At 67.3% G+C, this 18,997-nt stretch carries 18 protein-coding genes; 12 read left to right on the top strand and 6 right to left on the bottom strand.

Annotation, left to right across the window (positions count from 1 at the left end; genetic code table 11):
• The first annotated feature begins 2 nt into the window (after positions 1–2).
• From LEL84_RS09875 to LEL84_RS09860, 4 genes are all read left to right on the top strand, one after another.
• Entirely contained in the window at positions 3–1,277 is a 1,275-nt protein-coding gene (locus tag LEL84_RS09875) for a glycosyltransferase family 4 protein (RefSeq protein WP_226514279.1), read from the top strand.
• Positions 1,264–1,995: a class I SAM-dependent methyltransferase gene (locus tag LEL84_RS09870; RefSeq protein WP_205334103.1), complete on the top strand. Its 732-nt coding sequence runs from the start codon at positions 1,264–1,266 to the stop codon at positions 1,993–1,995. The genes LEL84_RS09875 and LEL84_RS09870 overlap by 14 nt, the downstream gene beginning before the upstream one ends.
• 25 nt (positions 1,996–2,020) lie before the next feature.
• The gene (locus LEL84_RS09865; protein ID WP_226513935.1) at positions 2,021–3,076 is read left to right on the top strand and encodes a prenyltransferase; all 1,056 of its coding nucleotides are present in this window, start codon (positions 2,021–2,023) and stop codon (positions 3,074–3,076) included.
• Positions 3,077–3,189: 113 nt separating this feature from the next.
• Positions 3,190–4,794 (top strand): IS1182 family transposase, encoded by a 1,605-nt coding sequence (locus tag LEL84_RS09860; protein ID WP_226514278.1) that lies wholly within the window; start codon positions 3,190–3,192, stop codon positions 4,792–4,794.
• A gap of 440 nt (positions 4,795–5,234) precedes the next feature.
• Here LEL84_RS09860 and LEL84_RS09855 read toward each other — a convergent pair whose 3' ends face one another.
• Positions 5,235–6,092 (bottom strand): LLM class F420-dependent oxidoreductase, encoded by an 858-nt coding sequence (locus tag LEL84_RS09855; RefSeq protein WP_058252424.1) that lies wholly within the window; start codon positions 6,090–6,092, stop codon positions 5,235–5,237.
• A 112-nt stretch (positions 6,093–6,204) separates the two neighbouring features.
• Positions 6,205–6,807, bottom strand: coding sequence for a TetR/AcrR family transcriptional regulator (locus tag LEL84_RS09850; protein ID WP_171011674.1), 603 nt, complete (start codon positions 6,805–6,807; stop codon positions 6,205–6,207).
• Positions 6,808–6,969: 162 nt separating this feature from the next.
• Here LEL84_RS09850 and LEL84_RS09845 point away from each other — a divergent pair, with 162 nt between their 5' ends.
• From LEL84_RS09845 to LEL84_RS09835, 3 genes are read left to right on the top strand one after another with little or no spacing between them, the layout of a single operon-like run.
• A complete protein-coding gene (locus tag LEL84_RS09845; RefSeq protein WP_065629706.1) occupies positions 6,970–8,346 on the top strand; it encodes a flavin-containing monooxygenase in 1,377 nt (458 codons plus the stop codon).
• Positions 8,343–9,296, top strand: a complete 954-nt coding sequence (locus LEL84_RS09840) for an alpha/beta hydrolase (RefSeq protein WP_065629705.1) — start codon at positions 8,343–8,345, stop codon at positions 9,294–9,296. Before LEL84_RS09845 ends, LEL84_RS09840 begins: the two co-directional genes overlap by 4 nt.
• Positions 9,293–10,048: an SDR family NAD(P)-dependent oxidoreductase gene (locus tag LEL84_RS09835; protein WP_065629704.1), complete on the top strand. Its 756-nt coding sequence runs from the start codon at positions 9,293–9,295 to the stop codon at positions 10,046–10,048. The genes LEL84_RS09840 and LEL84_RS09835 overlap by 4 nt, the downstream gene beginning before the upstream one ends.
• A 21-nt stretch (positions 10,049–10,069) precedes the next feature.
• Here LEL84_RS09835 and LEL84_RS09830 read toward each other — a convergent pair whose 3' ends face one another.
• Positions 10,070–10,768, bottom strand: a complete 699-nt coding sequence (locus LEL84_RS09830; protein ID WP_065629703.1) for a class I SAM-dependent methyltransferase — start codon at positions 10,766–10,768, stop codon at positions 10,070–10,072.
• A 50-nt stretch (positions 10,769–10,818) separates the two neighbouring features.
• Between LEL84_RS09830 and LEL84_RS09825 the strand changes: the two genes are divergently transcribed.
• The 4 genes from LEL84_RS09825 (at position 10,819) to LEL84_RS09810 (ending at position 15,359) form a co-directional block, all read left to right on the top strand.
• Complete coding sequence (locus LEL84_RS09825) at positions 10,819–11,793, top strand: NADPH:quinone oxidoreductase family protein (RefSeq protein WP_065629702.1); 975 nt, start codon at positions 10,819–10,821, stop codon at positions 11,791–11,793.
• A gap of 75 nt (positions 11,794–11,868) precedes the next feature.
• Positions 11,869–12,138, top strand: a complete 270-nt coding sequence (locus LEL84_RS09820; RefSeq protein WP_058252418.1) for a DUF2277 domain-containing protein — start codon at positions 11,869–11,871, stop codon at positions 12,136–12,138.
• A gap of 577 nt (positions 12,139–12,715) precedes the next feature.
• On the top strand, positions 12,716–14,545 hold the full coding sequence (locus tag LEL84_RS09815; protein ID WP_171011673.1) for an ABC transporter substrate-binding protein/permease: 1,830 nt from the start codon (positions 12,716–12,718) through the stop codon (positions 14,543–14,545).
• A gap of 4 nt (positions 14,546–14,549) precedes the next feature.
• Positions 14,550–15,359 (top strand): amino acid ABC transporter ATP-binding protein, encoded by an 810-nt coding sequence (locus tag LEL84_RS09810; protein ID WP_065629701.1) that lies wholly within the window; start codon positions 14,550–14,552, stop codon positions 15,357–15,359.
• A gap of 13 nt (positions 15,360–15,372) precedes the next feature.
• On the opposite strand, the gene LEL84_RS09805 is transcribed toward LEL84_RS09810, so the two are convergent.
• From LEL84_RS09805 to LEL84_RS09795, 3 genes are read right to left on the bottom strand one after another with little or no spacing between them, the layout of a single operon-like run.
• Positions 15,373–16,287, bottom strand: a complete 915-nt coding sequence (locus tag LEL84_RS09805; RefSeq protein WP_058252415.1) for an amidohydrolase family protein — start codon at positions 16,285–16,287, stop codon at positions 15,373–15,375.
• 44 nt (positions 16,288–16,331) lie between these two features.
• Positions 16,332–17,357, bottom strand: coding sequence for an alcohol dehydrogenase catalytic domain-containing protein (locus LEL84_RS09800; RefSeq protein ID WP_226513934.1), 1,026 nt, complete (start codon positions 17,355–17,357; stop codon positions 16,332–16,334).
• Complete coding sequence (locus LEL84_RS09795; RefSeq protein ID WP_205334098.1) at positions 17,357–17,998, bottom strand: PaaI family thioesterase; 642 nt, start codon at positions 17,996–17,998, stop codon at positions 17,357–17,359. The genes LEL84_RS09800 and LEL84_RS09795 overlap by 1 nt, the downstream gene beginning before the upstream one ends.
• A gap of 196 nt (positions 17,999–18,194) precedes the next feature.
• Here LEL84_RS09795 and LEL84_RS09790 point away from each other — a divergent pair, with 196 nt between their 5' ends.
• The gene (locus LEL84_RS09790) at positions 18,195–18,992 is read left to right on the top strand and encodes a lysophospholipid acyltransferase family protein (protein ID WP_058252413.1); all 798 of its coding nucleotides are present in this window, start codon (positions 18,195–18,197) and stop codon (positions 18,990–18,992) included.
• Positions 18,993–18,997 lie beyond the last annotated feature (5 nt).

Genomic DNA, 18,997 nt, shown 5'->3' with positions numbered 1-18,997 from the left:
CCGTGCGCATCGCACTGCTCTCGTACCGAAGCAAGCCGCACTGCGGTGGCCAGGGCGTCTACGTCCGCCACCTCTCCCGCGAACTGGCACTGCTGGGGCACAGCGTCGAGATCTTCTCGGGGCAGCCCTACCCCGAACTGGACCAGGTGGCCATCGACGCCGGGGTCACCGTCACCAAAGTGCCGAGCCTCGGTCTCTACGACGAGCCGGACCCGTTCCGGACGCCTCGTCCGGGCGAGTACCGCGATTGGATCGACGTGCTCGAGGTCGGCTCGATGTGGACGGCGAGCTTCGGCGAACCGCTCACGTTCAGCCTCCGGGTGGCGCGCCTTCTCAGAGAGCGCCGCGACGACTTCGACATCGTGCACGACAACCAGTGCCTCGGTTACGGACTGCTCGACATCCAGAAGGCCGGGTTCCCGCTGATCGCGACGATCCACCACCCCATCACCCGCGACCGCACACTGGCGGTGAAGGCGGCCAAGGGATGGCGCAAGATCAGTGCCTGGCGGTGGCATTCGTTCCTGCGCATGCAGGGGCGCGTCTCACGCCGTATCCCCGAGCTGCTCACCGTTTCCCGCAGCAGCGAGGTCGACATACGCAAGGCCTTCGACATCCCGTCGGGTCGGATCACCACCATCCCGCTGGGGGTGGACACCGAGATCTTCACGCCGGCCGCCACGCGCGTTCCCGGACGTATCGTGTGTGTCGCCAGTGCCGACGCGCCGCTGAAGGGTGTCTCGTACCTGCTCGAGGCGGTCGCGAAGCTGTCCTCCGAGCGGGATGTCGAATTGGTACTGGTGTCCAAGTTGGACCCGAACGGTCCGTCCGCCAGGATGATCGAGGATCTGGCGATCGGCGATCGCGTCTCGGTGGTGTCCGGCCTCGAGGACTCCGAGATCGCCGGCCTGCTCGCCTCCGCCGAGGTGGCGTGTGTGCCCTCGTTGTACGAGGGGTTCTCGCTGCCGGCGGTCGAGGCCATGAGTTGCGGAACGCCGCTGGTGGCAACCCGGGCCGGTGCGATCCCCGAGGTCGTCGGCACCGCCGAGGAGGCAGCGTTGCTGGTGCCGCCGCGGGATTCCGGACGCCTGGCGCAGGCGATCGGCCGGCTCCTGGACGATGCCGATCTGCGGACGCGTCTCGGCGACGGAGGTCGTCGACGCGCCGAGGAGAACTACAGCTGGGCAGCGGTGGCCGCGAAGACTGCGGCTCACTACGAAACCGTGCTCGCCGGACATCGGCGGGCAACAGAAGGGACATCGAGTGCTCACAGTTGATTTCGACCGGCTTGGCGTTGGACCGGGCACCAAGGCGATCGACATCGGGGCGGGGCAGGGTAGGCACTCGTTCGAGATGTTCCGTCGTGGCGCGGAGGTCATCGCCTTCGACATGTCCGAGAGCGACATGTCCGACGTCGGTGAGATGTTCGACGCCATGATGGCCGAGGGTCACGTGCCCGCGTCGGCCAAGGCGCGCGCCGAGGTCGGGGATGCGCTTCGACTCCCGTACGCGGACAACAGTTTCGACGTCGTCCTGATGAGCGAGATCCTCGAGCACATCCCGACCGACGAGGGCGCGATCAGTGAGATGGTGCGCGTGCTGAAGCCGGGTGGCGTCGCCGCGGTCACCGTGCCCCGGTACTGGCCGGAGAAGGTGTGCTGGGCCCTGTCGGACGAGTACCACGAGGTCGAGGGCGGACACGTCCGCATCTACAAGGCATCCGAGCTCGCGGGCAAGTTGCAGCGAGCCGGACTCGAGGTCACCGACACCGACCACGCCCATGCCCTGCATGCCCCGTACTGGTGGCTGAAATGCGCTGTGGGAGTCGAGAACAACGACAATGTCCTGGTGAAGGGCTACCACCAGCTGTTGGTCTGGGACATGATGAGCAAGCCGTGGCTGACCCGGGTCGGCGAGCAGGTGCTCAACCCGCTCATCGGCAAGTCGGTGGCCCTCTACCTGCGCAAGCCCGAGACCGCCACCGCGTCTTCATGACGGGGTCCTCCAGGACGGGAGCCCCATGACGGCCGTCCCGGCGATCCCCGGTGTGGTCACGGCCGAGCAGATGCGGGCCACCGGTGCCGCGATCGTCGGCATGCAGGAGGCCGACGGTGCGTTGCCGTGGTTCCCGGGCGGGCAGACCGACCCGTGGGACCACATCGAATCGGCGATGGCGTTGTCCGTGACCGGGTTTCACTCCGAGGCAGAGGCGGCTTACGAGTGGTCGCGGCGTAAACAGCGCGACGACGGGTCGTGGCCGATCCGCACCGTCGTAGGAAAGGTGGAGGACGCCGGCACAGACAGCAATTTCTGCGCCTACATCGCGGTCGGGGTCTGGCATCACTATCTGATCACCGGTGACGACGCCTTCTTGCAGAAGATGTGGCCGGTGGTCTGGTCGGCGATCGACTGCGTGCTGCGCTTCCAGCGTGAGGACGGTGCGTTCCGCTGGGGCGGCGACCACCGGACCGGAGCGATGTTCGGTGAAGCGCTGATCACCGGGAACGCCAGCATCTTCCAAGCGCTGGACTGCGCGATCCGGATCGCCGGTGAGATGGATCAGCCCGACGCCGACTGGATCGCGGCGCACAGCGTGCTCGGCGACGCGATCCGTGCCGACGTCACGCGTGACGAGTGGCAGACCTTCACCCCGCCGTCCGAACACTCCATGGACTGGTACTACCCGATCCTCGGCGGCGCCGTCCGCGGACGCGACGGGCAGGAACTCATCGCGCGGCGGTGGGAACAGTTCGTGGTCCCCGGCAAGGGCGTTCGTTGCGTCGACCATCGTCCCTGGGTCACCGGCGCCGAGACCTGTGAGCTGGCACTGGCACTCGATGCCCTCGGTGACACCGCCGATGCCATCGATCTCATCGCGTCGATCCAGCACCTGCGCGACCCGGACGGATCGTATTGGACCGGACTGGTTTTCGCCGACGGCAAACGCTGGCCCGTGGAGAAGAGCTGCTGGACCTCAGCGGCTGTGATCCTGGCGGCCGATGCGGTGAGCCGCACCAGCGTGGCGAACGGGATCTTCCGGGACGTCCGCCAGCGGCTCGTCGCACCGACTCCCTGAGCCGACTGCGGAGGGCGCGGCCATCCCTGTTCCCTAAGAGACTGCTGAAATAGTCGGTGTCGTTTCGGTGTGGGGTGAGCGGGTTTGCCTGGTGGGCTGGGATCCTGGTGGGTATGCAGGGTGAGCCGGATCGTCAGGGTGAGTTTCTGGATGTGAACTCGGTCGTCGGGCATTTGCTGGCCGAGGGCAGTGTGTTCGCGTTTTTGGCTGCTCATCGCGAGCAGTTGTTTCCTGCGGAGATGTTCGCGGACCTGTTTCCCAGCGGCCGGGGCCGTCCGTCGATCCCGCCGGCCACGATGGCGTCGGTGATCGTGCTGCAAACGCTGCAGGGTTTGTCCGATCGCGAAGCCGCTGATGCGGTCACTTTCGATCTGCGGTGGAAAGCGGCGTGTGGATTCGTGTTGGGTAACAAAGGTTTTCATCCGTCGACTCTGACGTACTGGCGTCGGCGACTGGCAGCCAGCGATCGGCCGCACCGCATTTTCGAGGTGGTACGCGAGGTCATCACCACCACCGGGGTGCTCGCGGGTAAGAGCCGTCGAGCGCTGGATTCGACGATCTTCGATGACGCGGTGGCCCGCCAGGACGCCATCACCCAGGTGATCGCGGCGATCCGGCGGGTCGCCCGAGAGGTCGACGGTGGTGCGGTGGTGGTCGAGCAGCACGCGACTCGTCTGGCCGCGTTGACCGGCGGCGGCTATGACCGGCCCGGCAAGCCGCGGATCGCCTGGGATGATGAGTGTGCTCAACAGGACCTGATCAGCGCCCTTGTCGAAGATGGGTTGGCCGTGCTCGACGGTCTGGACCTCGAGGCCATCGACAAGGAGCCGAGTAACGAGGCCCAGGCGCAGGCGGTGGCATTGCTGGCATTGGTGACCGGCCAGGATGTGGAACCGGCACCAGGTTCTGATGGCACCGACGGACGCTGGCGCATCGCGCCCCGGACCGCCCCGGACCGGGTGATCTCCACCGTCGATACCGACACCCGGCACGCCCACAAAACCCGGGCACGCCAGCAGGACGGGTTCAAGGGCCACATCGTCAATGAACCGGAGACCGGGTTGGTCACCGCGATCGAGATGACCAAAGCCGCTGGTCCGGACACTTCCGACGGAGCAGTCGGGGCACGGTTGTTGCTGAGCGATCCGACCGTCGCCGACGACGCCGACGATCGTGAGGTGCTGGGTGATTCAGCGTATGCCTCCGGTGACATGCTGGCCACGCTGGCGCGGACACGATGGAACGCGGTGATCAAACCCAAGCCACACATGCCGGCGGTTGCTGGTGGTTTCGTCGTCGACGATTTCACCTTCGACGCCGACGCGAACACATTGACCTGCCCCAACAACCTGACCCGACCGGTCAGCGCGAAAGGCCACGTCACCTACGGTGCGGCCTGCCACGACTGCCCACTTCGGGCACGGTGCACCACCGCGGTTCGTGGACGCAAAATCAGTTTCGGCGAACACCACCAACTCCAGCGCGAACACCGACAACACTTCTCTGACAACACTATTGCCGACACCTACCGCCAGCATCGACCCATGGTCGAACGGACGATTGCCTGGCTCACCCGCGGTAACCGGCGGGTGCCCTACCGTGGAATCGAACGCAACAACAACTGGCTGCACCACCGCGCCGCCGCGATCAACCTACGCCGCCTGATCACCCTCGGACTGACTACCACCAACGGCACCTGGACACTGGCCACCGCCTGAACCGCGGCACCGCCGCCCCACCTAGATCGATCACCACGACCACACCCCGGAACCGACACATCCCCGCAGCAGGAACCTCAACCCAGGCTGGACCCTAATTCAGCAGGCTCCTAATCCGGAAGAACCGCATAACCGCTGGTTTGTGGGGTGCGAGCGACGCCCTCCCTCTGCTCCCTGAGGTGTGAGGAGCGATGGCGACGAGCCACGAAGGGTAGGCGACATCATCTCACCAGGACCCTTCGTGACGCGCCCTCCGCAAGCTCCGGGCGCTCCTCAGGGAGCAGGGGTTGATGCGCCCTCCGCAAGCTCCGGGCGCTGCTCGGGGCAGGGGTTGACGCGCCCACCGCAAGCTCCGGCCTCCCCAGAGAGCAGGAGCCAGGTGGTTCTGTCGGATCAGGGAGCGGGGGTGGGTCGCTTCGCTCGCACCTCCCCCAACGGGCCTACACGACCGCCGGGGTGATGCCGAGCTTGCCGGCCAGCTTGGCGAGGTAGCCGCTCGCGCGCTCGACCGAGTCGTCGGGGAGGCCGTACAGCACTGTCGTGACCCCGATCTCGCGCCACTTCTCGAGCTTCTCGGGTACCGGCCGGAAGTCGAGGACGACGATCTCGGGGTCGCCCGCACGACCGGCGTCGGACCAGATCTGCTTGAGCAACGACACCGACCCCTCGATGTCCTCCTCGCCGGGTGTGGTGATCCAGCCGTCGGCGCTGCGCGCGATCCACTTGAAGTTCTTCTCGTTGCCTGCCGCGCCCACCTGGACCGGGATGTGCGACTGCGTCGATTTGGGCCACGCCCAGCTGGGGCCGAAATTCACGAACTCGCCCGCGAACTCGGCCTCTTCCTTAGTCCAGAGCGCGGTCATCGCCTCGAGGTACTCGCGCAGCATCGTCCGCCTGCGCTTCGGCGGGACGTTGTGGTCGGCGAGTTCGTCCAGATTCCAACCGAATCCGACGCCGAGGGTGACCCTTCCGTTCGAGATGTGGTCGAGCGTCGCAATGGTCTTGGCGAGCGTGATGGGGTCGGACTGCACCGGCAGTGCGACCGCGGTGGCGAGCCGGATGCGTTCGGTGACGGCCGCGGCGGCGGCGAGTGACGTCCAGGGATCGAGGGTGCGCATGTAGCGCTCGTCGGGCAGGGTCTCGTCACCGGTGCGGGGATGCGCGGCGTCGCGTCGAGTCGGGATGTGGCCGTGCTCGGGAACGTAGTACGACGCGAAACCTGCGTCCTCGATGAGCGGGGCCAGGACGTGGGGCTTGAGCCCGCGGTCGCTGGTGAACTGCACGATCCCGAAATCCATGGGGCCCTCCGACGGCGTCGTTCGGTCGTCCGCGTTTTCCGGACGGTTGACTGGACACTAGTCTAGGTGATCGGCGTCACCCAGGCCAGAGGGCATCGGGGGCCTCATTTACTCATCCCTGCGGGTCGGTGGCCAGACCCGGCATGACGAACCGCTCGAGATGGCGTCGGACCTGCCGCGCGTCGTCGATGTCGAGGGCCTCACCCGGGGAGGTGCCGAGGCTGATCAGGACGCGCGCAACCCATTCGGACACCTCGTACGGATCGTGCGCGGGGTGTATCTCCCCTCGGGCAGCGGCCTGTTCGACGAACGGGAACCAGAACGCTGCCAGGTCGGGAACCAGCTTGACGACACCGACACCGGCGCATTCGGCGAACTCCGTGGGTTCCTCCGTGCGGAGTCGGAGCAGCAGCGTGCCCGGGTCGTCGTAGGCACCCCGGCCGATCCGGACGCCGGCGGTGAGTTGCCCGACCAGGTCGGGGATGGCGTCGAGTTCGGCCCGGGCGTCGCGCCAGAACGACTCGGTGAGACGGACGATGGTCGCGCCGATCATGGACGGTTTGTCCGGATAGTGCCGATACAGCCACGCGCGGGACACACCTGCCGACTCCGCGACCTGCTGCATGGTGGTCGCCCGGATTCCCTTGTCGGCGAGCAGCTTCTGCGTGGCGTCGAGCAGTCGTTCGTGGACCGTCGTGGTCGAGGCCTCGGTCACTGACTCCTCCTGTGGTCGTGGTCGGTGCGCGCCGCGTCCCCACATGTCTGCTCAGGAGGGCGCTGCGTAGACAGTTCGCGGATTCTGTGAACACGATACGTCTCATCGTGTAGACACAAATCAGATTGTGTCTACATCCAACGGGTCCACCGAGGGGGCAGTGTGCCTTTACCAATCACCGCGATCATCGGCGCCGGTATCAGCGGGCTGACCGCCGGCAAGATGCTCACCGACTACGGCGTGCCGTACACCTGCTTCGAGAGTTCGGACCGGGTCGGGGGCAACTGGGCCTTTGGCAACCCGAACGGTCACAGCAGTGCCTACCGGTCGCTGCACATCGACACCTCGAAACACCAGTTGTCGTTCCGCGACTTCCCGATGCCCGACGAGTATCCCGACTTCCCGCACCACACCCAGGTCAAGGCCTACCTGGACTCCTACGCCGAGGCCTTCGACCTCTACTCCTCGATCGAGTTCACCAACGGAATCGAGCATGCGACCCGACTGGACGGGGGCGGCTGGGAACTGGAGACCCAGGGCGGCGAACGTCGACGGTTCGACCTGTTGGTGGTGGCGAACGGCCATCACTGGGATCCGCGGTGGCCCGACTTCCCGGGCGACTTCGACGGCATCGAGATGCACGCCCACCACTACATCGATCCGCGTACCCCGCACGACTTCACGGGTAAGCGCATCCTCGTCGTCGGCCTGGGTAACAGTGCCGCCGACATCGCCGTCGAACTGTCGTCGAAGGCGCTGGACAACACACTGACCCTCTCGACGCGGTCGGGAGCGTGGATCGTGCCGAAGTACTTCGGGGGCAAGCCCGCCGACAAGTACTACCGGTCGACGCCGTATCTGCCGACCTCGTGGCAGCGCAAGTTCGTCCAGGTCATGCAACCCGTGACCGCGGGCCGGCCAGAGGATTACGGTCTGCCGACGCCGAATCACAAGTTCTTCGAGGCACATCCGACGCAGTCGGTGGAACTGCCACTGCGACTGGGTTCGGGCGACGTGATCCCCAAGCCCAACATCAGCCGGTTCGACGGGTCCACGGTCCACTTCGACGACGGAACCGCCGACGACTTCGACATCATCATCTACGCAACGGGTTACAACATCACGTTCCCGTTCTTCGACCCGGACTTCATCAGTGCGCCCGACAACCGGATCGACCTCTACAAGCGGATGTTCTACCCGGGGATCGACGACCTCGTCTTCGCCGGTTTCGCGCAGGCGGTTCCGACGCTGTTTCCCTTCGTGGAATGCCAGGCGCGGCTGATCGGGGCCTACGCCACGGGTCACTACCGGCTCCCGTCGGTACCGGAGATGCGGCAGACGATCGAGGCGGACATGCAGTACTACACCGGACACATGCTCGACCGCCCGCGGCACACGCAGCAACTCGATCACTATCTCTACGAACACAACATGCGGACCACGGAGATTCCGGCGGGGATCCGGCGGGCCCACCAGCAGGGGCCGCCGACGTGGGCCGGGGTGGCCGACGATCTGGTCTCGAAGGGAGCATCCGCATGACCATCCCCAATGGTGCGACCACCGTACGCTTCCGATCGTCCGACGCCGACTGCGACGCCTGGTTCTTTCCGGGCGCGGAGTCCTCGCCGTTCGAGATCGACGGCAAGCGCCCCGTCGTCGTGATGGCGCACGGTTTCGCCGGGACCAAGGACTCGGGTCTGGCGCCCTTTGCGCAGCGGTTCAACGACGCGGGGTTGGCCGTGTGCGCGTTCGACTACCGCGGCTTCGGGCTGTCCGGTGGCGCACCGCGACAGTCGATTTCGCTGGAACGGCAGGCCGACGACTACCGCGCCGCGATCGGCGCCGCCAAGAAACAGCCGGGAGTGGACCCGGAACGGATCATCCTCTGGGGAGTGTCGCAATCCGGCGGGCATGCGCTGACCGTGGCGGCCGACCGGACCGACGTGGCCGCGGTGATCGCGGTGGTGCCACTGGTCAACGGGCTCGCCGCCGGTCGCGTCGCCTACGCCCAGGTCGGCGGGGCGGCGATCGCCCGCTCGACCGCCACGGCAGTGGCCAGTTCGGTGGGTCGACGGCTGGGCCGGGGTCCGAAGATGATGCGGGTCGTCGGCGAACCCGGCGACGTGGGCGCCGCGCTGACCGCACCAGGGTTTCTGGAGAGCTACCGCGCGATCGCGGGGCCGTCGTGGCGCAACGAGGTCGATGCCTCGGTCGGTCTCGAGATCGGCTCGTTCCGAGTCGACAAGCACGCCGCGCGCGTCGATGCCCCGGTGCTGTTCCAGATAGCCGACTTCGATTCCGCCGCGCCGCCGTACGCGGCGTCGAAGACCGCGTTCAAAGCTCACGCCGAAGTGCGCCACTACCCGTGCGACCATTTCGACATCTTCGCGGGCAACGACTTCTTCGAGCCCTGCGTCACGCACGAGATCGGTTTCCTGCGCCGTCATCTGGCATCGAACGCCGACGTTGTGGAAGCGGCTACGCGATGAACCGGGCGGTCGTGATCGGGGGTGCCTCGGGGATCGGACTGGCCACCGTCGACGCGTTCGTCGGCGAGGGGATGCAGGTGGTGGTGGCCGACCGCGACGTCGAACGTGCCGAGCAGGTGGCGGCGACGCGCGACGGGGCGCGGGCGGTGCACATGGACGTGACCGACGAGGACTCGGTCGCAGCGACTATCGCCGGCATCGGCGACTTCGACACGGTGGTGAACTGTGCCGGACTGTCGAATCCGGGTGCGCTGACCGAACTCGAACTCGATGCCTGGCGCAACACCGTCGACATCTGTCTGACCGGAACGTTCCTCGTGATCAAACACGCCGGCGCCCGGATCGCCGAGGGCGGATCGATCACCTGCATCGCGTCACTCAACGGCCGCCAACCGGGCGCCGGGATGGGGGCGTACTGCGCGTCGAAAGCCGGTGTGCTGATGCTCGTCGAGGTGGCCGCACTCGAACTCGCCGACCGTCGGGTGCGGGTCAACGCGGTGTCGCCGGGGCTTGTGATGACCCCGCTGACCGAGGGCATCGGCTTCGTACCGGGCCTCACCGAGGACTATCTCGACAACACCCCACTGGGCCGGAGCGGGGAACCCGCCGAGATCGCCGACACCATAGCCTTTCTCGCCTCCGACAAGGCGCGCTGGATCACCGGTGCCGCCTTCGACGTCAACGGCGGTGCGCACCTGAAGCGCTATCCCGACGTGCTCGGCAAGGTGCGGGCGCTGGCCGGCGAGGTCTGACGCTGACGGCCTCCGACGTGGTCAGGCTTTCCGCGGTAGCGGTGCGCCCACCTCGCCCGAGTCGCGGCGGAGGACGCGCAGCGATCCCTCCGCCCGCACCTCGGTGAACTGTCCGGTTTTCAATGCCTGGCAGTAGATCTCGTACGGCGGGCGGCCGCCGTCCGCGGGGTCGGGGAAGACGTCGTGGATGAGCAGGGCCCCGCCGATGCGCACCCACGGCGCCCAGCCGTCGAGATCGGTCTGTGCCGCTTCCATGCTGTGCCCGCCGTCGATGAACACGAAATCGGCCGGACGGCCCCAGATCTTCGCGGCGACGGCCGACGGTGCGAGCAACCCGACGACGGTGTTGTCGAGCCTGGCGTCGAACATGGTGCGGCGGAAGCGTGCCGAGGTGTCGAGCGTCCCGGTGTGTGCGTCGACGAGGGATTCGTCGTGGTACTCCCAACCGGGCTGGTGTTCCTCGGAACCGCGGTGATGGTCGACGGTCACGATGACGGCGTCGTTCGCTTCGCCGGCCGATCCCAGGAAGACGGTGGATTTCCCGCAGTAGGTACCGATCTCCACGCCGACCTTCGTCGAATCAGGTTGGGACAGATATTCTCCGGCGATCTCGAAGAGCGTCTGGGCCTCGTCGAGCGGCATGAATCCGGGTGCCTCGTCCGCGACGCGGAGGCGGTCGGGGGAGGGTGCGTTCGGCGACTGTGCCGCAGGTTGTGACATGGCATCAGATCCTATCGGGTGTGTGACGGTCGCCGCGTAGGGTGAGCCGTATGAAAGCTCAGGTACTCACCGCAGAGACAGGCCCGTCCGGACTCGAGTTGCAGGACGTTCCCGATCCCACCCCGGCCGACGGCCAGGTCGTCGTCGACGTGAAGTCGTGCGGCGTGTGCTTCCCCGACGTGCTGATGAGTCAGGGCAAGTACCAGCTGCGCGTGCCGACGCCGTTCACGCCGGGCACCGAGGTCGCCGGCGTGGTGCGCTCGGCTCCCGACGGGGCGTCGGTGAAGGTCGGGGACAAGGTGCTCGTGGCGTCGATCGTCGGCGGATTCGCCGAACAGGTCGCGGCCGCGCCCGAACAGCTCCTGCCGCTTCCCGAACGCCTGACCTTCGAGCAGGGCTCGGCCATGGGCATCAACTACCAGACCGCCTTGTTCGCGCTGAAGACCCGCGCGCACACCCAGCCCGGTGAGGTGGTCGGCGTGCTCGGCGCCGCCGGCGGCGTCGGGACCGCGTCGATCATGGTCGCCAAGGCGATGGGCGCGAAGGTCATCGCCATCGTCCACCGGAAGGGTGCCGAGGACCTGCTGCGCAGCGCCGGGGCCGACGAGATCGTCCAGCTCGAGGAGGGCTGGGGTACCAAGCTCAAGGAGATCGTCCCCAAGGGCGTCGACGTGATGATCGACCCGTCGGGCGGCGAGGTGTTCGACGAGGCGCTCCGCCAGGTCGCCCCCGACGGCCGCTACGTCGTGGTGGGCTTCGCGGCCGGCGGCATCCCGACCGTCAAACTCAATCGAGTCCTGTTCCGCAACATCGCCGTCGTCGGGGCCGCGTGGGGCGAGTACGTGCGCACCCATCCGGAACTGAACCTGCCCGCGAAGCTGCATGAAGAGCTGACGCAGATGATCGCCGACGGGATGGAACCTCAGGTCAACGTCACCTACACGCTCGATCAGCTGCCGGAAGCGTTGACCGATCTCGCCGAAGGGCGGATTCTGGGGAAAGCGGTCGTCAAGATCGGCGAGTAGGCCCTCGGCGGGTCGGCCCGGTTGCGACGTCGCATCGCCTTCCGCCCAGCGCATCCGTCATCGAAGGGATCTGCCATGTGCCGCAACATCACCGAACTCCGCGGGCTCGAACCGCCGGCCACCGAGGACGAGATCGAGGCGGCCGCACGGCAGTACGTGCGCAAGGTGAGCGGCGTGCGGCATCCGTCGCCGGCGAATGCGGAGGCCTTCGAGGCCGCGGTGGTCGCCGTCACCGCGGCTACCCGCACGCTGCTCGACGTCTTGCCCGAGCGTCGTCAGCCGCCGAAGACGGTGCCCCCGCTCCGGCGCCCCGAGGTGCAGGCGCGGATCGCCGCTCGGGGCTGAGGAGTCCCACACACAGGTTCAGCAGTAGATATCGCGAGGCGATACCTACTGCTGAACTCGTCCTGAGGTGGTGGAGCCTACGAACCGGCGGCTTCGTCGCTGCCGGTGACGATCATTTCCGCGAAGTCCCACAACAGATTGTCGAAAGCCTCGATTGCGTAGAAGATTGCAGACAGCATGATTTTCCCGCTTTCACTTCGAATTCGACAGTGGACGCAGGCCGCAACAAGGACGCACGTCGACGGCCTGTGGGATAGCGGGATGGGTGCCAGATGATCAAGAGGGGGTTGATTTCTGGCGCGGTGAAGAAATGATGTTACAAATCCCGAATCCCTGTATCATTGGTAACACGCGAATCATTTTCCGACAAGCAATTCGCAAATTCCGATAGAGAAGTATCGGCGTCGACCCCACGCAAGAGTCCCCGATGATCGGCGTGAGATGGCCAGGCCGACGGTGGCCTCCGCAGCGCGCCTCGCAGGCGCCCCGTGACGACGACGATCCCCAGCTCAACCGGGTTAAACCCACCGGCGAGCAAAAATTTGGGACACCTCCTGCGCGTGGGGATAGTGTCGACATGGTGTCCAACCACCGATCCCATCGCGCCCGAGGGGCCGCGCCGCGCGCCGTGCGCGTCGTCGCGCTGGCACTGACGGTCGCCATCGTCGGCCTGCTGACCATCCTCGGCGGACCTGCGCCACGAGCCCAGGCGGCTCCCGCCGACAGCTGTGCGCCCGCTGGACTCGCGTCGGCCTCGGCCGCGCCGGTCAACCTCGCCGCAGCCGATCAGGGCGGTGAGGACCGCTACACCACCGAGTCCACCACGCCGCTCGACCAGATCGACGTGAGTCGTCTCGAGTTGCTGTCGCCTGGCAAGATCTCCGTCGGCACGCTGTCGGACGCCGGACCGAGCATCTGCGTCAACGGCGCGGGCGACTTCACCGGCTTCGACAACGAACTCCTCAAGGCCGTCGCCGCGAAGCTGGGCCTGCAGATCGAGTTCAACGGCACCGAGTTCGCCGGCCTGCTGTCCCAGGTGGCCAACAACCGCTTCGACGTCGGGTCGTCGTCGATCACCACCACCGACGACCGGCGCAAGACCGTCGACTTCACCAACGGCTACGACTTCGGCTACTTCTCACTCGTGGCGCCGACCGACGGGGCGATCAAGGGCTTCGGCGACCTCTCCGACTCGACGCGCATCGCCGTGGTCCAGGGCACCGTCCAGGACGACTACGTCGTCAACACCCTGGGCCTCGACCCGGTGAAGTTCCCGGACTACGCCACCGCCTACGCCAACCTCCGGAGCGGTCAGGTCGACGCCTGGGTCGCACCGTCGCAGCAGGCGGAGGGTGCGGTCCGAGAGGGCGACGGCACCGCGATCGTCGAGAACACCTTCAGCGTCAACAACTTCGTCGCGTGGGCCGTCGGCAAGAACAAGCCGCGGCTCACCGAGGCCCTGAACTCCGGACTCGACGCCATCATCGCCGACGGCACGTATGCCGACCTCTACGTCGACTGGGTGCCGCGCGAGCTACCCGAGGGGTGGAAGCCGGGCAGCAAGGCCGCGCCCGCGCCCGAACTCCCCGACATCGCCGCCATCGCCGCCGAGAACGCGGAGAAGGCGGGCCCGGCCGAGGAGACCGCGCCCAAGAGCACCCTGGAACAGCTCGGCGACACCTTCTTCAACTGGGATCTCTACAAGAAGTCGTTCCCGGAGCTGATCAAGACCGGGCTCGTGAACACCTTGATCCTGTCCGTGGTGTCCGGGGTGCTCGGCACCATCCTGGGCATGATCCTGGCGCTCTGCGGCATCTCCCGCTCACGGTGGCTGCGCTGGCCGGCGCGCGTCTACACCGATATCTTCCGCGGACTGCCCGCCGTCGTAGTCATCCTGATCGTCGGACTCGGTGTGGGCCCGGTGGTCAAGGGCATCACCGGCAACAACCCGTACTGGCTCGGGGCGGTCGCCCTGGCCCTGCTCGCCGCGGCCTACATCGGCGAGATCTTCCGGTCCGGAATCCAGAGCGTCGACGACGGGCAACTCGAGGCCTCGCGGGCCATCGGGTTCAGCTATCGGCAGTCGATGCGTCTGGTGGTGGTGCCGCAGGGCGTGCGGCGGGTGCTCCCGGCGCTGATGAACCAGTTCATCAGCCTGATCAAGGACAGCTCGCTGGTGTACTTCCTCGGGTTGCTGGCCAGCCAGCGGGAATTGTTCGCGGTCGGCCGCGACCTGAACGCGCAGACGGGCAACCTCTCGCCCCTCGTCGCCGCGGGAATCATGTATCTGATCCTCACGATCCCGCTGACACACCTGGTCAACTACATCGACCGGCGCCTGCGCACCGGACGTCCCACCGACGTCCAGGACGACCCGCTGCCCCCGACCGTCGTCGAGAAGGGATAGGTCCATGCCTGATCTCAACAAGTCCGAGACCGACACCGAGGGCTCCCAGACGCCGGGCTCCCGGACGCCGAGTGCGACCGCCACCCGGACGGCCGTCTCGCTCACCGGCACCGACCTGCACCTGTCCTTCGGCAAGCACCACGTGTTGCGGGGCGTCGACATCCAGGTCGACGCCGGCACCACGACGACGGTCATCGGACCGTCGGGCTCGGGCAAGTCGACTCTCCTGCGCGTGCTGAACCGGCTGCACGAACCCGACCAGGGCGACATCCTGCTCGACGGCCGGTCGGTCCTGACGGACAACCCGGACGAACTCCGACGCCGGATCGGCATGGTGTTCCAGCACTTCAACCTGTTCCCGCACAAGAGCGTCGTCGACAACGTCGCGCTCGGACCGCGCAAGCTGAAGGGGCTGAGCAAGGACGAGGCCCGCGAGGTCGCGCTCCGTCAGCTCGAGATCGTCGGGCTGACCAACAAGGCCGATGTGCGCCCGGCACGCCTCTCCGGCGGCCAGCAGCAGCGGGTGGCCATCGCCCGTGCGCTCGCCATGACCCCTGAGGTCATGTTCTTCGACGAGGCGACCTCCGCGCTCGACCCGGAACTGGTGAAGGGCATCCTCGCGCTCATGGCCGACCTCGCCAGCGAGGGGATGACCATGGTGGTCGTCACCCACGAGATGGGCTTCGCGCGCAACGTCTCCGACAACGTGCTGTTCATGGATCACGGTGCCGTCGTGGAGACCGGGCGTCCGGAACAGGTCTTCGACGACGCGACGTCGGATCGGCTGCGGGCCTTCCTGTCCCAGGTGCTGTAGGCGCTCGCCCCGGTCAGCCGATCCCGAAGAGTCTGGAGCCGTTGCGGTAGAACACGTCTCGGAGCCACTCGGCCCCGAGGTCGAGGCGGATGATCGCCTCGAGGGCGTGGGTGTAGCCGTAGGGGATGTTCGGGAAGTCGCTGCCGAACAGGATCTTGTCGCCGGCATCGGCCAGTCGCGGCAGGTAGTCCGACGGGAACGGGGCGTCCTCTTCGGCGAAGTCGGTGAACGCCATCGTGGTGTCCAGGCGCACGTTGGGGTACTCCAACGCGAGGTCGAGGAACGCGGTGTACTCGGGCATCCCCATGTGCGCGACGATCAGTGGCAACGATGGAAACCGGTGCAGCAGTTCGCGGATGGGGTCGGGTCCGGTGTACGTCCCCGGGGCGGGCCCGGAACCGCAGTGGATGATGACCGGAACCTGGGAGTCGGCGATCTGCGACCACACCCCGTCGAGCAGCGAATCCGTCGGGGCGAAGTCGCCGACCTGGATGTGGCATTTGAAGACCTGCGTGCCGGCTTGGATGGCGCGGGAGACGTAGGTGTGGGCGGACTCCTCGGGATAGAACGTCGCCGTGTGCAGGCAGTCGTCGTGGTTGGCGGCGAAGTCGTGCGCCCAGCCGTTCAGCCACTCGGCCATGTTCGGTTTGTGTGGATAGACCAGGGACGAGTAGGCCCGCACCCCGAAGTCGCGCAGGGTGGCGACGCGGACGTCCTCGTCGGCGCGGTAGGTGATCGGCCACTCCCGTCCGACCAACGGCCCGACGGAATCGAAATAGGCCCACACCTTGTCCATCACCGGTCGCGGCATGAAGTGGGTGTGGACGTCGACGATGCCCGGCAGGCCCAGCTCGGCAGAGATCGCGCGCACCTGCCGCGCCTCGTCGGTGCTGAACGGCTCGGGGGCTTCGGGGACGGCACTGTTCACCCGAGTGACCGTACGCCGGTTGCGCGGGCGGCCGCGAGTGCCGATCAGCCGACCGTGGACACCCCGGGCGCGATCAGCACCTTGCGGTGGTCGTTGGGCGCCGAGAGCTCGCGGACGACGCGATCGGTCTCGTCGAGCCCCACGATCCCGCTGACCAGCGTCGACGACCCGATCGCGCCCTTGTTCAACTCCGCTGCGGCGGTGTCGAACTCGCGCTTGGTGTAGTAGGAGACGAAGTGCATGGTGATCTCCTTGACGACTCCGGCCACCGGCATGAACGTGTCCGGGCTCAAGCAGACGCCCGCGATGACCACTGTGCCGTGGGTCGCGACCGCGTCGAGGGCGGACGCGATCATCCCCGGCTTGCCCACGCACTCGACGACCACGTCGAAGCCCGATTCGACCTGGGCGGGGAGTTCGTCCGGAGCGCACACCGCGGACGCGCCGAGATCGAGTGCGGCCGCGCGCCTGCCCGGCGACGGGTCCGAACACACGAGTTCGGTGGCCACGCCGCGGGAGAGCCAGTGCAACGCCGCGAGGCCGACGGGACCGGCGCCGAGGACCAGCACCCGGTCGCCGGGCCGGACGGACGCGCGGGTGACGGCGTGCAGACCCACCGCCAGCGGCTCGACCAGCGCGCCGTCGACCGGGTCGATGTCGTCGAGCAGGACACTCTCGGCGGCACCGACCACCGCGAACTCGGCGAGTCCGCCGGGTAGGACGCCGAGTCCGAGGGTGCGCGCAGACGGGCAGCGGGCGACGTCACCGGTGAGACAGGCGCGGCACCGATGGCACCCGATGACCGGCATGGCGGCCACGGCGTCGCCGACCCGGAAGGCGTGGGGGACGTCCGGGTCCGCGGGCCCGATGCCGACGACCTCGCCGGCGAACTCGTGGCCCATGATCGTGCCGGCCGGGAGCAGCGGCGCGGTCGACAGGTCGGAACCGCAGATCCCGTTCGCCGCGACCCGCAGAACGAGTTCGCCGGGTCCCGGCGTCGGATCCGGACGGTGCTCGACGACGAATCCGCCGGCGCCGGACTCTCCGGGGGCGGTCACCGCGGCTCGCATCAGCCCGCCGACCAGCGCACCGACGGGACGTCAACCGCGGAGCGGGGCACGATGAACACCCCTTCGGCCTCGCAGGTCACCCCGTCGGCGTCGGAGATCGTGCCGCGGACGATGCGTTTGCGTCCGTTGTGCTCGGTCACCGACGCCTGCGCGACCAGTGCGCCCAGGGGCGTCGGTCGCCCGTACCGGACGGTGAGGGTGCCGGTGTAGCACGGCCCCTCGACACTGGCCGCGTTGCCGAGGACGTGATCGAGGACCATCGCGCACACCCCGCCGTGCACCTGACCGGGCGGCCCCTCGTAGGCCGCTCCCAGCGTGAACTCACTGCGGACCCCGTCGGCGACATGCACCACGTCGAGCGGTGGCGCGAGCGCATTGCGCACGCCGATGACCGCATTTCCCCAGGCCATCCCGGTGTTCTCGCGGGTGTGTCGCACCCCGAAGGCCCCGTCCATCTGGCTTCTCCGCAAATCGGCCACCACGTCGGCGATCCGTCGGCGCGCTTCGTCGAGGTCCTCCTCGGCGACCTCGGTGCGGATCACCGCGTCGACGAGGTCCCGGACGGTGTCGGTGAGAGGGGTGTAGACCGCGCGGCGACGCGCGACCTCCGCTTCGGAGATGTCCTCCAGGATGAAGTCCATAAGGCTACCGATCAGTCAGTTGTGGCATAGGTAACGAAGTGTGGCGACGCAAAGTAGAACGTGTTCTAATTCAAACACTAGAACGTGTTCTCATTTTGCGGTTCCGAGGACATCGACCCCGGTCGGACATCTGGCTCCGACCGATCCAGCGGTGATCCGCGCGAACCGCGAAATCGATCCCACAGGAGATGGACCGATGAGTGCCGAGACCTTCGACCTCACCGCACGCGACGAGACCTGGGTGAAGCGGGTGCTGCCCGTGCTCAAGCTCGTGGCCAAGACCTACTTCCGCTCCGAGGTCCGGGGCATGGACAAGGTGCCCGACGGCGGTGCCCTCCTCGTGTCCAACCACTCGGGCGGTCTGATGGCCTTCGACGTCCCGGTGATCAGCGTGGCCTTCGCCGACGAGTTCGGGGCGGACCGGCCGTTGTACACCCTGGCCCACGACCTCATCTTCACCGGATCGGGCAAACAGATCTTCGGAAAGGTCGGGTTCCTGCCGGCTCACCCGAAGAACGCGGTCGCCGCCCTGCGGTCCGGCGCGGCCACCATCGTGTTCCCCGGCGGGGAGTGGGAGGCGTTGCGGCCGAGCAGCCAGAGCGCGACGATCGACTTCCACGGTCGGACCGGGTACATCCGCACCGCACTCGAGGCGGGCGTGCCGATCGTCCCGATCGTCACCATCGGGGGCCAGGAGACGCAGCTGTTCCTCAACCGCGGTGACACGCTGGCCCGGATACTGCGGCTCGACAAGCTGATCCGCACCGACACCGCTCCGTTTGCGCTCGGCTTCCCGTTCGGTCTGACCGCGCACCTCCCGCCGAACATCCCGTTGCCGTCGAAGCTGGTCACCGAGGTCCTCGACCCGATCGACATCACCGCCGAGTTCGGCAACAACCCCGAACACGACGAGGTGGACCAGATGGTCCGCAAACGCATGCAGCACGCACTGGACGACCTCGCCCGCAAGCGCCGATTCCCGGTCATCGGCTGATCACC

This window comes from Gordonia sp. WA4-43 (assembly GCF_020520305.1).
Taxonomy (GTDB): Bacteria; Actinomycetota; Actinomycetes; order Mycobacteriales; family Mycobacteriaceae; genus Gordonia; species Gordonia hongkongensis.
Note: the sequence above shows the minus strand (reverse complement) of the source record. Positions and strands in the feature narration are given on the sequence as shown.

Excerpts from the sequence above, each read along its gene's own strand:
- LEL84_RS09865 (WP_226513935.1), top strand. The coding sequence starts at position 2,021 with ATGACGGCCGTCCCGGCGATCCCCGGTGTGGTCACGGCCGAGCAGATG.
- LEL84_RS09860 (WP_226514278.1), top strand. The coding sequence starts at position 3,190 with ATGCAGGGTGAGCCGGATCGTCAGGGTGAGTTTCTGGATGTGAACTCG.
- LEL84_RS09855 (WP_058252424.1), bottom strand. The coding sequence starts at position 6,092 with ATGGATTTCGGGATCGTGCAGTTCACCAGCGACCGCGGGCTCAAGCCC.
- LEL84_RS09840 (WP_065629705.1), top strand. The coding sequence starts at position 8,343 with ATGACCATCCCCAATGGTGCGACCACCGTACGCTTCCGATCGTCCGAC.
- LEL84_RS09835 (WP_065629704.1), top strand. The coding sequence starts at position 9,293 with ATGAACCGGGCGGTCGTGATCGGGGGTGCCTCGGGGATCGGACTGGCC.
- LEL84_RS09830 (WP_065629703.1), bottom strand. The coding sequence starts at position 10,768 with ATGTCACAACCTGCGGCACAGTCGCCGAACGCACCCTCCCCCGACCGC.
- LEL84_RS09825 (WP_065629702.1), top strand. The coding sequence starts at position 10,819 with ATGAAAGCTCAGGTACTCACCGCAGAGACAGGCCCGTCCGGACTCGAG.
- LEL84_RS09820 (WP_058252418.1), top strand. The coding sequence starts at position 11,869 with ATGTGCCGCAACATCACCGAACTCCGCGGGCTCGAACCGCCGGCCACC.
- LEL84_RS09815 (WP_171011673.1), top strand. The coding sequence starts at position 12,716 with ATGGTGTCCAACCACCGATCCCATCGCGCCCGAGGGGCCGCGCCGCGC.
- LEL84_RS09810 (WP_065629701.1), top strand. The coding sequence starts at position 14,550 with ATGCCTGATCTCAACAAGTCCGAGACCGACACCGAGGGCTCCCAGACG.
- LEL84_RS09800 (WP_226513934.1), bottom strand. The coding sequence starts at position 17,357 with ATGCGAGCCGCGGTGACCGCCCCCGGAGAGTCCGGCGCCGGCGGATTC.
- LEL84_RS09795 (WP_205334098.1), bottom strand. The coding sequence starts at position 17,998 with ATGGACTTCATCCTGGAGGACATCTCCGAAGCGGAGGTCGCGCGTCGC.
- LEL84_RS09790 (WP_058252413.1), top strand. The coding sequence starts at position 18,195 with ATGAGTGCCGAGACCTTCGACCTCACCGCACGCGACGAGACCTGGGTG.